Origin of the sequence: Novosphingobium nitrogenifigens DSM 19370 (assembly GCF_000192575.1) — a bacterium.
In the GTDB taxonomy this organism is placed as follows: Bacteria; Pseudomonadota; Alphaproteobacteria; order Sphingomonadales; family Sphingomonadaceae; genus Novosphingobium; species Novosphingobium nitrogenifigens.
The window spans coordinates 85677-100181 of record NZ_GL876927.1 but is presented as its reverse complement, the minus strand read 5'-3'; the positions used below and the strand labels follow the sequence as shown (position 1 = coordinate 100181).

Below are 14505 nucleotides of genomic sequence, written 5' to 3'. Positions count from 1 at the left end.
CTCTGAAAGGACATGACGTGATCCGATCCCACCACGCCAGTCGGCTTGCGCTGGCCGTTGCTCTTGTTGCGGGGGGCTCGGTCGCGGCCCGCGCGGCCGATGGTCCGACCGCCACCGCGCCGACTGCGGATGCAGCCGTTCCGGGAGACGGGGACGGTGATGGCGGGGCCAATCCCATCGTCGTGACCGGTGCCGCGAAAAAGCAGACGGTCAGCGCGGGTGCGCTTGGACCACGCAGCCTGCTCGAAACGCCGTTCTCGGTCGGGACTGTCGATGCCGAGCAGATCCAGCGGCTGGCCGCCACGACGATCGACGCGGCCTTTGCCTATGACGCGGGCGTCCGCTCGAACAATTCGGGCGTGGCTTCGGGCAATACCTTTTCCGTGCGCGGCATCGCGATCGACCGCACCAACGGGTACAAGCTCGACGGACTGCCGTTCCCCTACTGGTATCAGGACCATCCGATCGAGCATCTTCAGGATATCCAGATCCTGAAAGGCGCAGGGGGCTTTGCCTATGGCTTTGCCGCGCCGGGCGGGGTCGTCAATCTGGTCAGCAAGCAGCCGACGCGGACGTTCCAGGCGCTGTTCGACTTGTCCTATCGCAGCAGCAGCATCCTGCGCGAACATCTCGACATCGGCGGGCCGCTCGATGCCGAAGGGCGCTATGCCTTTCGCCTCAATGCCGTGAACGAGGAAGGGCGGCTCTATAACGGCGCCTATAACAAGGATCAGTTCGTCAGCCTCGCTTTGACCGGGCGCGTCACCGACAAGCTCGACTGGCAACTCGACGGTTTCTATCAACGCACGCGACAGGACGATCAGGTCAACACGATCTCGATTCTGACGACCACGACGACTATCAACGGTGTGACGTACAAACCGGTCACCTCGCTCACACCGACCAGTGGAGACCTGCAACCCGGCGCGCGCGGGACGACCAAGTTCAACGACATCGTCAGCCTGACCGGGCGCGTGAACTATGAAATCGCGCACGACTGGAAAGCGAGCGTCGCTGCCCGCTATGCCGCGCTCGACGAACGGTTCCCCGGCAGTCTCGCGACGATCTATGACAATGCGGGCGACTATTATTCGACCGCCTACAACATGAACCGCCTGTTCCGCTATTACGTCGGCGATGCCAGCGTGAACGGCAAAGTGCGGACCGGCCCGATCACGCACCAGATCGCGGTGGGCGCATCGTCGCTTACAGTGCAGTTCGATTACGACAATCCGACGCGCAGCACGGTGATCGGGACCGGCTACAACATCTACAATGCCAACAATGTCCCGACCCTGAGCGGGAATGCGGCGGCGCTTTACAACAATCGTCCGCCGGTATGGACCCGTTATCAGGAAGTGCACCAGCGCGCGCTCTATGCCAGTGATACGCTCGGCTGGGGGCCGGTCTCGGTCCTGCTCGGCCTGCGCTATACCGATTACGAGGAAGTCAATTTCAATCCCAATTCCTCGACGTCGTCCTATTTCCATTACCACCCGGTTTCGCCGGTCTATTCGATCAGCGTGGCGGTCCTGCCCACGGTCCACGTCTACGCCACATATGTCGAGGCGCTTCAGCGCGGCGCGCTTGCTCCGGCAAGCACCACCAACGCCAATGCTTCCTTCGGCCCGCTCAAGACCACGCAATACGAAGCCGGGGTCAAGGCCGAAGGGCGTTGGGGCAGCGCCAATCTGGCCTTTTATCGCATCGCGACGCCTTCGGAATATACCGACACGACCAATACCTTCGTCCGCAACGGCACCGCCCGGTATCAGGGGATCGAATTCAACGCGACGCTGCATCCGATCCGCGACCTGCTCCTGACCGGGTCGGTCGCCTATCTCGATGCCAAGCAGATTTCGGGGCCGTCCAACCTGATCGGCCAGACGATTGCGGGAACGACCGATTTCCAGATCTCGGGCCTTGCCGAATATTCGTTGCCGTTCCTTCCGGGCGTGAAGCTGACCGGCGGCATCCACCATTCGGGCCGCGCCTATGGTGCCAGCAACATTTTCGTCTTCCACAGTTCGACCGTGGGTGACCTTGGCGCCAGCTATGGCTTCAACGCCTCGGGCCATGCGGTTGTCGTGCGCGCCAATATCCAGAACATCGCCGATACGCGCTATTGGGTGCCGGGATCGGTCGGGACTTCGCTGTCGCCGGGGGCTCCGCGCACGTTCACGGTCTCGGCGCAAGTCGCGCTTCAGGCCGATCATGCCAATGATGCTCCGTCCGATGGCGGCGTGATCGGGGCGGGGGCAAGTGAGCGCCATCGCGGGCGTGCCTATCTCGAACTCGATGCGGGCGGTGCATTCCCGGCGGCCTATCAGGCGGCCGTGCTGAACAAGGTCACCGATCCAACGGCGGCATCAGGAGCCATCCGCGTCGGGCAGAAGGCCGGATGGGATCTCGACGGCGTGCTCGGCTACGATCTTGGGCGGTTCAGCGTCGAAGTCGAAGCAGGCGCCAAGCGATACAGCACAGGCGCTGTCGCCTATACGAATGCCAATGTCGCGGTCGACGCGTCCGGGCGCGGGGCGGGCGACTATCCCGATGCGGGCGGGCGGACCAGCGTGTTGTCGGCCATGTTCAACGGGTTGATCAACATCGGGCACAGGGACGGGGCGACTCGCGCCTTTGCCGGCGGCGGTTTCGGTCTGGCACGGGTCTCGACCGGGCGCTGGACGCTCGACCGCACGCAGGCTTCGAACACGTTTACCTCCAGCGCGGCCAGCATGGCTGCGACACCGACCTATTTCAGCGCCGACAATGCCACCGGCTTTGCCTGGCAGGCGCTTGCCGGGGTGCGCCATCAGGTGGCCAAGGGCATCGATGTGGTCCTGAAATACCGCTATTTCGAAGTGCCGAGCCTGACCTTGCGCACGACCAACGGCAATGCGCTCAAAGGCAATCTGTCGAGCAACAGCGTACAGGCGGGCATCGCCTTCCGCCTTTGAGCAAACGGCGCTTGCGGGGGCCATCCGCAAGCGCCGTTTTTCGAGGCTTGTTCGTCCAGAGCCTGTCGAAGGACGAACGGATTGGGGCATGCCCACCGCCCGCATCAGAAGGTTCAATAGGGCTATCAGCAAGCCTCGTTGGGTGCCCGGGCCTGCACGCCCTAGATTTTCAGGCAATCCAAGGAGATTGTCTCATGACCCAGGGCCGTCAGCTTCATCTCGGCGCCATTCTCGAAGGCGTCGGCACCGATCAGTATTCGTGGCGCGATCCCGCGCTTCCCGGTGATGCCTCGATCGACATCGACTGGTACATCCGCAATGCGCAATTGGCCGAGGAAGCGCGGTTCGATCTCGTCTTTATCGTCGATTCCCCGTTCATCACGCCCGACACCGCGCCGCATTTCCTCAATCGGCTGGAACCGCTGACGCTGCTTTCGGCGGTCGCGACGCATACCCGACGCATCGGTCTCGTCGGGACGCTGACCACTTCGTACTGGGAGCCCTATAACGTCGCGCGCCAGTTCGGATCGCTCGATCATATCAGCCGGGGGCGTGCGGGTTGGAACGTGGTGACGACCGGGCTGGAAGGCGCGGCGCGCAACTACGGGCGCGACGAGCATTTCGATCATGCCGAACGCTATGAACGGGCACATGAATTCGTCGATGTCGTGCGTGGGCTGTGGGACAGCTACGAGGACGATGCCTTTCCCCGCGACAAGGTGCGCGGCATTTTCCTCGACAAGGCAAAGCAGCATCGGCTGGATCACCACGGGCGCTTCTTCCGCGTCGACGGGCCGCTTGCGCTCTCGCGTTCGCGCCAGGGGCAGCCGGTGATCTTTCAGGCGGGCGACAGCGCGGCCGGGCGCGATCTGGGCGCGGCAATTGCCGACGGCACGTTTGCCGCGGCGCAGGATTTCGAAAGCGCACAGCAGTATTATGCCGATCTTAAAGGACGTGCTGCCGCGCTCGGGCGCAATCCCGACCACATTGTCGTTCTGCCCGGCCTTTTCCCGATCCTTGCCGAAACGGATGAGGAAGCACAGGCGATTGCCCGCCGCGAGCACGAGGCGCTCGATTTCGACAAGCTGCTGGTTCAACTGGGCCGGGCGTTCAACTACCACGATTTCAGCCAGTACGATCCCGACGCGCCGTTCCCGGATCTGACCGGAGTGACGCTCAACAGTTACAAGGGCCATGCCGAACGGATCATCGCCACCGCGCGCGACAAGCAGCTGACCTTGCGCGAAGCGGCCTATCAGCTCGGCCAATGGCGCACGTCCTTCGTCGGCTCGCCCGAGACTGTGGCTGACGAGATCGAACGCTGGTTCGTCGGGCGGGCTGCGGACGGGTTCAACTTGCGCGTTACGCGTCCCGGCGATTTCGCGCTGTTCCGCGAACGGGTGGTGCCCATCCTTCAGCATCGGGGCCTGTTTCGCACCGACTATACCGCCGACACCCTGCGCGGGCATCTCGGCATTCCGGTTCCGTCCAATCGCCATGCCGCGCCTGTCGAAAGCCGGTCCGACGATCTGGTCCCTGCCGAATGATCGCTTCGGTCATTGTACGCAGTGATGTGCTGATCATCGGCGGCGGCATGGCGGCGGCCTGGGCCGCGATCGCCGCCGCCGAAACCGGTGCGCGGGTGATCGTCGTCGACAAGGGGGCAATGGGCACCAGCGGCGTGACCGCGACCGGCGGGCCCGGCCATTGGTGGGTTCCCGAAGACCCCGGATTGCGCCGTGAGGCCGTCGAGAAACAGGCGGCGAAGGCGCAAGGTCTGGGTGATCCCGAATGGATGGCACGGATCATCGACCTGACCTGGCGCCATCTTCCCACGATCGCGGCTTATTATCCGTTCGGCTCGGACGGACGGGGCGGCCGGTATGTGCAGGGTGTGCGGGGCCCCGAATACATGCGCGCCTTGCGCCGCTTTGCCGAGGCGCGCGGGGTGACCATTCTCGACCATCATCCGGCGACCGAACTCATCGCCGACGGGGAAGGCCGGATCGTGGGCGCGCGCGGTATCGTGCTGGCGACCGAGGATGCCTGGGAAATCCGCAGCGGCGCGACCGTGCTCGCCACCGGAGGCGTGGCATTTCGTTCGGGGCTGATCGGCAGCCACACCAACACCGGCGACGGCTTGCTGATGGCGGTAGAAGCCGGAGCCCTGCTGTCGGGCATGGAATTCTCGATTTCCTATTCGCTGTCTCCGGCCTGGGCTTCGACCCGGACGCTTCCCTATTACGCGGCGCGCTTCTTCGACACGGACGGGTGCGAGATCGACGTGCCGCCGCCCAAGGCAGGCCATGCGCATCAGCAGGCACTGGGCGCGGCCATGGATCGCGGACCGGTGCTGGCGGATCTTTCCGATGCACCTCCGGCGCTTCACGGATTGCTGCGGCGGATCCAGCCATTGACGGTGGCGGCATTCGAGCGGCGCGGCATTGATCTGTGGCGACAGCGTTTTCCGGTACGGCTGTTCGGCGAAGGTACGATCCGGGGAACCGGGGGAATCCGCATTGTCGATGCGGACTGCCGCACCGAAGTGCGCGGGCTGTTCGCGGCGGGCGACACGGCCTCGCGCGAGCCGGTTGCCGGGGCCGTAAGCGGGGGCGGGGCAGTCAATGCCGCCTGGGCGCTTTCCTCGGGCCGGATTGCCGGGGTTGCCGCCGCGCGTGAAGCGCAGGCCACGCGATCCGGTGCCTATGCCCCGGCCAGCGGGCTCGGTCGCGCCGGGTTGCGCCCCCGACGTGCGGCCCGGACGCTCGACGTGCCCGAAATCGTGGCCGCAGCGGGCCATGAAGTTCACGACTATCGCAAGGCGTTCTGGCGTCGTGCGGATCAGCTCAGGAATTCCCTCGAAGTGCTCGACACCCATTGGCACACTCTTGCCGACCATGGCCGGGCCGAAGGGCGCGCTCTGGTCGAATTGCGGGCAGCGGTCGCCATGACGGCCAGTGCGCGCTGGTGTCTTGCGGCGGCCCTCGACCGGCGGGAGACGCGCGGCATTCATGTTCGCGCCGATGTTTCCCGGTCCGATCCGGCGTTCGCACGGCGCTTGCTGGTCGGAGGCTTCGATCAGGTCCAGACACAGGCGGATGGCCCGCTGGCGGAGGTGGCGGCATGATCGCGGCGCTTGTCGCCGAACGCTGCACCAATTGTGCGGCCTGTGTCGCGGCCTGCCCGACACAGGTGTTCGAACCCGGCCCGACTGCGCCGGTGCTGGCTCGGGTCGATGCCTGCCAGACCTGTTATCTGTGCGAATTGGCATGTCGCGAGGATGCCTTGTGGGTCAATCCCGACGATGCGGATGCCTCGCATCCCCCGCTCGACGTCCTGCTTGCCTCGGGACAGCTTGGGCAGGTGCGCCGCGACCACGGCTGGGATGAACCGTTCGATGCCGGACAGCTGGACGATTATCGCCTGTTGGGTCCGCTGCTCAATGAAGGGGCCGAGATTGCGGCCCGACGCTATGCGGAGCAAGGCTGAGAGAGGAGGGGGAAGCGCTTGGCGCTTCCGCCGTTTTTCAGATGATGGGTTCGAATGCCTGTGCGACGGGGCGATTGGCCTTGATTTCACCTGAGGCCAGAAACGTGTCGAGAATGACCTGCTGATCGCGAATGAGCGCGGGGTCGATCGTGCCGCGCACGCGTCGTGCGGCTTCGACAGTCCCCTGCGCGACCGGCAGGGGCAGCCCGGTCTCATGGGCCAGCACTTTGGCATAGTCGCCGCCATGGGCGACCGCCCAGTCGAGCGCGTGGGCCTCGCGCTTGAGGAAGTCGGCGAGCAACGGGCGCTTGTCGACAATTGCCTGTTCGTTGGCGACATCGAAACTGTTGCCCTCTGAATAGAGCCGACCATCGACCAGAACACGCGCGCCTTCGGCAATCGCGGCGACGGTATAGGGGGCCCAGGTCGACCAGGCATCGACTGCTCCGCTTTGCAGGGCGGCGCGGGAATCGCTGGGCGAAAGGAACGAGATATGCGCCGCATCAGGCTTGTGCCCGTTGGCGATGAGCGCGCGCAGGATCAGGTAATGGCCGATGCTGCCGTGTGTCGTTGCGACCCGCTTGCCGACAAGGTCGTGGATCGTTCGCAACGGAGAGTGCGCGGGGGCAACGATCCCGAGAATGCCGGGGTTTTTCCCTTCGACCCGCTGCACTGCGACGGCTTTGGTCGGGCTGCCGCTCTGAAAAGCGAACTGGAACGGTGCGTCGCCGATCAGGCCGAGATCGACCGCGCCGCTGCCCAGGGCTTCGAGCAGGTTCTGGGCTGCGGGAAATTCGGACCATTCGACGGCATAAGGCGCGCCTTCCAGCACGCCCGATGCCAGCAGCACCGCCTTGGTCCCGCCTTTCTGGCTGCCGACTTTCAGCACGGCGCCACCGGTTCCCCGGTGGCACGCGGCAAGAGTGAGCGAAGCGAGCGATCCTGCAAGCAGGGTGCGTCGCGAAAAGGCCATGGCGCTTCCTTCAGGCCGCGCTGCGGGCAAGCCGCTGTGCGGTGTAGCGGTTGACCGGCTTGTCGAGGCCGAGCGTCTCGCGGAACGTGGCTCCGGGGTATTCGCGGCGGAAAATCCCGCGGTCCTGCAGGATCGGCACAACCTGATCGACGAAGACGTCGAGCTGTCCGGGCAGGCTTTCGAAAAGGTTGAAGCCGTCCGATCCGCGTTCGTCGAGCCATTGCTGCATCCGGTCGGCGATCTGTTCGGGCGTTCCGACCCAGCCGCCACGCGGCGTGCCGACCCGGCGCGCGATTTCGCCCAGAGTGAGCCCTTGGTCGGCAAGCGCCAGAATCCGTTCCGACGCGCTCTGGTTGCTCTTGAACCCTTCGGCGGCGACTTCGCGGGGGAAGGGGCCGTCGGGGTCGTAGACGCTGAAATTGTGGTCGTTGAACGAGCGGCCGAGCGCGCGCAGGGCGTTTTCGAGATTTCCGAGCCCCGCGAGCTCTGCATATTTGGTTTCGGCTTCCGCTTCGGTCGAGCCGATCACCGGCCTTGCGCCCGGCACGATCGCCAGCTTGTCCGGATCGCGTCCGAACCCGCGTGCGCGGGCCTTGACGTCGGCATAGAAAGCCTGCGCCTGCGCCAGGTCGTCCTGATGGGTGAAAATCGCCTCGGCATGGCGCGCGGCGAAATTGCGGCCGTCTTCGGAAGAGCCCGCCTGAAAGATCACCGGCTGGCCCTGCGGCCCGCGCGAGATGTTGAGCGGGCCTTTGACTTTCAGGAACTCGCCTTTGTGGTTGAGTTCGTGCAGCTTGTCGGGATCGAGGAACTGGCCGGTCGCCTTGTCGCGGACGAGCGCGTCGTCTTCCCAGCTGTCCCACAGCCCCTTGACCACGTCGAGGTATTCCTCGGCCAGGCGATAACGCACGTCATGGGCAAGGTGTTCCTCCTTGCCGTAATTGGCCGCGCTTCCTTCGAGCCAGCTCGTCACCACGTTCCATCCGGCGCGACCGCCGCTGATATGGTCGAGCGAGGCGAACTGGCGGGCAAGGTTGAAGGGCTCGGTATAGCTGACCGTGGCGGTGCCGACGAGACCGATATGCTCGGTCACGGCCGCAACGGCCGACAGGATGGTCAGCGGTTCGAAACGGTTGAGGTAATGCGGGCTCGACCGCGCATTGATCGAGACGCTGTCGGCGACGAAAAGATAGTCGAGCTTGCCGCGCTCGGCGGTCTGCGCCTGACGCTTGTAGAAGCCGAAATTGGTGCTGGCATCGACCAGCGCGTCGGGGTGGCGCCAGTCGTCCCAGCCGGGACCGACGCCGTGAAGGATAAAGCCGAGTTTGAGCTGGCGCTTGGGCATGAAAGCCTCCTGAAAAAAGGTCAGGACAAAGGGCTACGCATCGGTCCCCTGTGGGACCAATGCGCAAACGTGATGGCAATTCGAGATTTGCTTAAGGGTTTGGTGCGGAAATTCCGGCAACGCCGGAATTTCCAAGAGGCGGCACCGGCCCGCTCCCCCACCCGACCACCCAACGAAAGTACCCTATGGGTGGTCGGGTGGGGGAGCGGGCCGGTGCCGCCTCCAAAATTCGCTCTTCAGCGAATTTTGGCAGAGACTCCCTCTCCGTTCAGATCACGAAAAACCCGTGGGTGCCGTCGCGGCGCAATTGTTCGACGAGGCCGAATTCCCAGTCGAGATAGGCCTGCATCGCGGCCTGCGCATTGTCGGTGCCTTCATAGGGCCGCTTGTAGCGACCTTCGGGGCCACGCGGGGGCGGAGCGCCGTCGGGGCCGGTTTCGAGCGCAGCGTCCTGTGGCCAGTCGAGCACGAGCACATCCCAGCCGAGCTGCGCCAGCCACGAGGCGGTCATGTCCGCGCGGGCGCCGTGATCGTCGGCCAGCACGATCCGGGCGCCGCGCACCGGCGCATAGTGATCGGTTTCCTGAACCAGTTGCCCCCCTTGCGCATTGCGGAATCCCGGCAGATGCCCGGCGACAAAGACTTCGGGCAGGCGCACGTCGTACTGATAGAGCGTGCGGCTGGTATCCGCGCGCAGGTGCGCGAGTTCGTCGAGGTCGATGTGCCGCACGCCTGCACGATAGGAAACCTTGCGCGCGCGTTCCCGGGCTTCGTCGGCGAGGTCGCCTTCGGGAGCATCGCCCCGGCGCTGCTGCCCGGTTTCAAGGCTTTGCCCGGCGAGCGTCCAGCCGATGGTGCCGTTGCGCAGGGCGAAGATGCGGTTGGGAAGGCCTGCGTTGACCAGTGACTGGGTGCCGATGATCGACCGGGTCCGGCCCGCGCAATTGACGATGATGGTCGTGTCCGGATCAGGGGCCACGGCCCGGGCGCGCAGGACCAGTTCGGCGCCCGGAACGCTGACCCCGCCCGGGATCGACATCGTCGCGTATTCGTCGAAACGGCGCGCATCGAGAATGGCGATGTCGGCCTTTTCCTCGATCAGGGCCTGAACGTCGGGGGCGGGCAGCGAGGGGGTGTGGCGCTGGTGCTCCACCAGTTCGCCAAAGGCCTTGGAATAGGAATTGACGTCCTCGAACAATTCGTACCCTGCCGCGCGCCAGCCTTTGAGCCCACCTTCCAGAACGTCGACATCGGTGAAACCGAGCCCGGCCAGAATGGCGCGGGCCGGATCGACAAGGCCTTCGCCATCGTCATAGAGCACGACCCGGACATCGCGACGGGGAAGGCGCCAGGGCGCTTCGATTTCCAGCCGCCGCAACGGGATCTGGGCTGCGAACAGCGGGTGGCCCAGCGCAAACGCGGCTTCCTCGCGCAAGTCGATCAGCGCGATCTCCTCACGCGCCTGCAAGGCCTTGCGAATGTCTTGTGCGGGTATGCTCATGCGCGGTTCGACCTGTCCCAGATATTGGGCAATAGGCCCGAGGCATAGCCCGAGATGAAGCGCTTGGCAGCCCCGTCGGGAGCATACGTCGCGCGTTCGACCGCGCCGATGTTTCCGCCATAGACGTGGATCGAGATCGACGGACGATCGGGCAGGGCATTCCACACGCGATGGATGTCGCCGATGCGCGGGCTGACCGCTTCGACTTCGCCGGGATGGAGCACTTCGGGCGCGCCGAGGCTGCGCAGCGTGCCGTCAGGCGCGCGGGTATAGCGTTCGGATTGCTCGCTGCCGCGCAGGACGCCGATCAGGCCCCAGACGCGGTGGTCGTGAATGGGCGTGCCCTGTCCGGGGCCCCACACGAACGAGACGACGCTGAATCGTTCGCGGCTGTCGCAATGGAGCAGGTATTGCTGGTACCGGTCGGGATGGGGGCGCGTGAATTCTTCGGGCAGCCAGTCGTCATGGGCGACGAGGCGCGCGAGCAGCTTCGACCCGGTGTCGAGGATTTCGGCTTCTTCGCGCGGTTCGGCCAGAAGATCGGCAAGGCTGGTGACGAAATCCCGCAGGCGGGCAATGCCCACCGGCTTTTCGACTTCGGCAAGCGGTGACGTGCTCATCAATGTCCTCCTTGAGGAAACGGGATGACGGCATCGGACGTGGCAGTGCCGCCGAGGATGCCGAGCAATTTGGAACGCAGCAAGTGGGTGAGTTCGGCACGCTCTCCGCGCGGCAGGGCGATGCGCTCCTGCGCGGCGATGCGTCCACCGTCGAGAACGAGGATGCGATCGGCCAGAGCGATGGCTTCGTCGACGTCATGCGTGACCATCAGCACGGCGGGACGGTGCGCGCGCCAGAGATCGAGCACGAGGCCGTGCATCTTGAGCCGGGTCAGCGCGTCGAGCGCGGCAAAGGGTTCGTCGAGCAAAAGCAGCCTGGGTTCGCGAACGAGCGCACGGGCCAGCGCCACGCGCTGTGCCTCGCCGCCCGACAGGGTCAGCGGCCATGCGTCGATGCGATGGCCAAGGCCGACTTCGCGCAGGGCGTCATGGGCCCGTTCCCGCTGGTTTTCGCCTTTGAGACCGAGGACGACATTGCGCCAGACCCGCTTCCACGGCAGCAGCCGCGCATCCTGAAACACGACGGCGCGGGAGGAAGGGACGCTGACGTCCTGCCCCGGCGCATCGTCGAGACCGCCCAGCGTGCGCAGCAGGGTGGTCTTGCCCGATCCCGACCGGCCGAGCAGGGCCACGAATTCACCCGGGTGGATGTCGAGATCGAGCCGGTCGATGATCGTGTTGGCCCCGAAGGCCCGTGTAAAGTCGCGCAGGCGGACGACCGGTGGTTCGGTCGGGCTCTCGTCGGGCGCGTAAAGGCGATGTTCGGGCAATTCGAGAAAAGTCAGCCGGGCATCCATGGGCGCTTGCTCCACATGATTGGCGGAAACGGGGGGGCGGTAAATCCGGGCTCAGGCGTCGAGCAGGGCGGGCCGCCAGACCAGTGCGCGGGCTTCGATTGCGCGGACCAGTCCGTCAGCGGCAAGGCCGAGCACGGCGTAGACGAGCAGGCACACGACGATGATGTCGGTGCGCAGAAAATCGCGGGCGTTGTTGATGAGATAGCCGAGACCCGCCGAGGCGTTGATCTGTTCCGCAACGACCAGAACGAGAATGGCGATCGAGAGCGAATAGCGCAGACCGACCAGCAGCGAGGGCAGCGCACCGGGCAGGATCACGTGCCAGACGAGTTCGGCCTGGCTCAGACCGAAGCTGCGCGCGCCTTCGACCAGACGCGCGTCGACGCCGCGAATGCCGCTGAAGAGATTGAGATAGACCGGGAACATCGAGGCAAAGGCGATCAGGGCCACTTTAGGCGTTTCGCCGATGCCGAACCAGACGATGAACAGCGGGGTGAGCGCGAGCGTGGGGATCGTGCGCTTGATCTGCATGATCGGATCGACTGCCGCTTCGCCCCGCCGCGACAGGCCCGCCAGCAAGGCTAGCACGATGCCGGTCGTAACCCCGATGGCAAGGCCGAAGAGAACCCGCTCGAACGAAACCACGAGGTTCGACGGCAATTCTCCCGACAGCGTCATCTCGGCGAGCGTCCCGGCAACGGCGGAAGGGGCGGCCAGCGTGCGTTGCGGGATGAGCCCCGTGCGCGAAGCCAGTTCCCAGACGGCAAGGAACGCGATCGGCGACAACCAGCGGGAAGAGCCGAGAGTGCGGGACAGCTTGGACAGGATGGGCATGGTGGGGGAATCACGCTGACAGAGGGAATGTTCGGTCAGCCAATACCTTCAAGTCTACTTCTTCAATTGAGTTTGGCGTCGTGCTTATGAGAGATCCTCATATCGTGCCGGATGGGGCGTGAAATTTCCCTGATTTCCGGGCGTGGACAGGGCCGCCAAACGAATCCTTGATGGGGCAAAATCTCTACTATTTTGATTGATAATTTGGCGGTCCTTATGAGATGTCTTCGATTGCACCACACTCAATTCTGCCCGGGGGCCGCCGCGATGCCTGTCAATCTTCCTACCAACCTGTTGCGCAGCTTCGTGGCGATCGTCGATACGGGGTCGATGCTCAATGCTTCGGAAAAGGTCTTTGTCACCCAATCCGCGCTCAGTCTTCAGATCAAGCGGCTTGAGGAACTGCTGCAACAGGCACTGTTTCATCGCGATGGGCGCCGGTTGACGCTCACTTCGGCGGGCGAACTGATGCTCGACTACGCGCGCAAGGTCCTGAGCCTGCATGACGAAGCGGTAGCGGCGGTGACGGCCGGCAATTTTGTGGGGCCGGCCCGGATCGGCATGGTTCAGGATTTCGCCGAAGTGCTGTTGACCGGGATGCTGGCGCAATTCGCCGAGCTTCATCCCGAAGCACAGATCTATTCCCGCATTGCCGGAACCGCCGAACTCATCGCGCAACTCGAACGGCGCCAGCTCGATGTCGTGATCGGGTTCGCAGCGCCGGGTGATCCGGCGGGGATCACGCAGGCGGCGATGGCCTGGTACGGCGATCCCGCCCTGCTCGACCGCGATCCCCTGCCGATCGCGGTGCTCGAACAGCCGTGTCGTTTCCGCGAGGCTGCCATCCGCGCGCTTGAGGACGCGGGACGTCCGTTCCGCATCGCGGTCGAAACGCCCAACCTGACGACGTTGCGCGCGGCGGTGGAGGCGGGGCTCGGGATCACCTGCCGAACGCATCTGTTCCTGCGCGACGAGCCGCTAGAACATCCCGACCTGCCGCCCTTGCCGCGCGTTTCATGCATCCTGCGCACCGCCAATGCGCTCGACACCGCGACGTCGCGGCTGGCCGAGCTTGTCAGGGAGACTGTCGGCGCACTTTGATACCTTGCGGTCCCCTCTCCTATTGCAAACTCTCAATCCGGTGCGCGCGCTTCTCGATGTTGCGCGTGCCTTGCCGCGCCTACGCCTGTGGGAACCCAAGTGTAACCAGAGGTAGTCTTGCCGATGACCAACAGGCCGATAGCCAACACGACCGGGACCAGCAGGTCCTTGGCCGAACGTTTTGCCGAGCTTCAGGCCGAACGCGAACGGACCTGGGCGCCCGAGCAACTGGCGAAGAATGCGACGCAGCGCCGCGTACTGGTGGAGCGCGACGATCCGGCTTCCCGTCCCGGTGCGGGCGACCGGATCGGGCCGTTCGACCTGGTCGATGCCGACGGTCGACGGGTGCCGAGTGTCGAACTGATCGGGGAGGGTCCGGCCGTGCTGGTCTTCTTCCGCTTCGGCGGCTGTCCGGCCTGCAACATCGCGCTGCCCTATTATGACGAGGCGCTGTGGCCTGCCTTGCACGCCGCGGGGATTCCCCTGCTCGCGATCAGCGCGCAGATCCCGGTCGATCGTGGGCCGACCGAACGCCACGGTCTGCGTTTCCCGACATTTGCCGACCCCGACTATGCGCTCGGTCGCCGTCTGGGGCTGACTTTCCTTCCCGAAGACCGTCCTGCCGTTGCGCCGGGACAGCCGTGGATCGGAGCCACCCTCGGCACGCAAAGCTACGAAATCGACCAGCCCGCGATCGTGGTGCTGGAAAAGGATCACACCATCCGCTTCATCGACGTCAGCCCCGACTGGCTGGCACGGACCGAGGCGGACGTCGTTCTGGCCCATCTTCCCGAAGCGACCGGCGGCAGCGTCGTGACCCAAGCCGCCTGAATGCCCGTATCTCCTTGTTCAGGAAGGGTCCTGAGCAAGGAGATACAGCAGGCCGGA

The 14505-nt window shown here is 64.9% G+C and carries 12 protein-coding genes; 6 read left to right on the top strand and 6 right to left on the bottom strand.

Annotated elements, in window-relative coordinates; all coding sequences use genetic code 11:
• The first annotated feature begins 17 nt into the window (after positions 1-17).
• From Y88_RS07300 to Y88_RS07285, 4 genes are all read left to right on the top strand, one after another.
• Positions 18-2957, top strand: coding sequence for a TonB-dependent receptor (locus Y88_RS07300; protein WP_008067622.1), 2940 nt, complete (start codon positions 18-20; stop codon positions 2955-2957).
• A gap of 194 nt (positions 2958-3151) precedes the next feature.
• On the top strand, positions 3152-4504 hold the full coding sequence (locus Y88_RS07295; protein ID WP_008067621.1) for an LLM class flavin-dependent oxidoreductase: 1353 nt from the start codon (positions 3152-3154) through the stop codon (positions 4502-4504).
• Complete coding sequence (locus Y88_RS07290) at positions 4501-6084, top strand: FAD-dependent oxidoreductase (protein ID WP_008067619.1); 1584 nt, start codon at positions 4501-4503, stop codon at positions 6082-6084. The genes Y88_RS07295 and Y88_RS07290 overlap by 4 nt, the downstream gene beginning before the upstream one ends.
• Complete coding sequence (locus Y88_RS07285) at positions 6081-6446, top strand: 4Fe-4S dicluster domain-containing protein (protein WP_008067617.1); 366 nt, start codon at positions 6081-6083, stop codon at positions 6444-6446. Before Y88_RS07290 ends, Y88_RS07285 begins: the two co-directional genes overlap by 4 nt.
• Positions 6447-6483: 37 nt before the next feature.
• Here Y88_RS07285 and Y88_RS07280 read toward each other — a convergent pair whose 3' ends face one another.
• From Y88_RS07280 to Y88_RS07255, 6 genes are all read right to left on the bottom strand, one after another.
• Positions 6484-7419, bottom strand: a complete 936-nt coding sequence (locus Y88_RS07280; RefSeq protein WP_008067615.1) for an ABC transporter substrate-binding protein — start codon at positions 7417-7419, stop codon at positions 6484-6486.
• A 10-nt stretch (positions 7420-7429) separates the two neighbouring features.
• Positions 7430-8764, bottom strand: a complete 1335-nt coding sequence (locus Y88_RS07275; protein WP_008067613.1) for an LLM class flavin-dependent oxidoreductase — start codon at positions 8762-8764, stop codon at positions 7430-7432.
• Positions 8765-9032: 268 nt separating this feature from the next.
• Positions 9033-10265 carry a rhodanese-like domain-containing protein gene (locus Y88_RS07270; protein ID WP_008067611.1) on the bottom strand — a complete coding sequence of 411 codons (1233 nt, stop codon included), beginning with the start codon at positions 10263-10265 and terminating at the stop codon, positions 9033-9035.
• Positions 10262-10885, bottom strand: a complete 624-nt coding sequence (locus tag Y88_RS07265; RefSeq protein ID WP_008067609.1) for a cysteine dioxygenase family protein — start codon at positions 10883-10885, stop codon at positions 10262-10264. The genes Y88_RS07270 and Y88_RS07265 overlap by 4 nt, the downstream gene beginning before the upstream one ends.
• The gene (locus Y88_RS07260; protein WP_008067603.1) at positions 10885-11682 is read right to left on the bottom strand and encodes an ABC transporter ATP-binding protein; all 798 of its coding nucleotides are present in this window, start codon (positions 11680-11682) and stop codon (positions 10885-10887) included. Before Y88_RS07260 ends, Y88_RS07265 begins: the two co-directional genes overlap by 1 nt.
• 51 nt (positions 11683-11733) lie before the next feature.
• The gene (locus Y88_RS07255; protein WP_008067599.1) at positions 11734-12516 is read right to left on the bottom strand and encodes an ABC transporter permease; all 783 of its coding nucleotides are present in this window, start codon (positions 12514-12516) and stop codon (positions 11734-11736) included.
• A gap of 267 nt (positions 12517-12783) precedes the next feature.
• Between Y88_RS07255 and Y88_RS07250 the strand changes: the two genes are divergently transcribed.
• Both Y88_RS07250 and Y88_RS07245 read left to right on the top strand, forming a co-directional pair.
• Positions 12784-13617 carry a LysR substrate-binding domain-containing protein gene (locus Y88_RS07250; protein WP_008067596.1) on the top strand — a complete coding sequence of 278 codons (834 nt, stop codon included), beginning with the start codon at positions 12784-12786 and terminating at the stop codon, positions 13615-13617.
• Between the two features lie 123 nt (positions 13618-13740).
• Positions 13741-14448: a peroxiredoxin-like family protein gene (locus Y88_RS07245; protein WP_018076032.1), complete on the top strand. Its 708-nt coding sequence runs from the start codon at positions 13741-13743 to the stop codon at positions 14446-14448.
• The last annotated feature ends 57 nt before the right edge of the window (positions 14449-14505 follow it).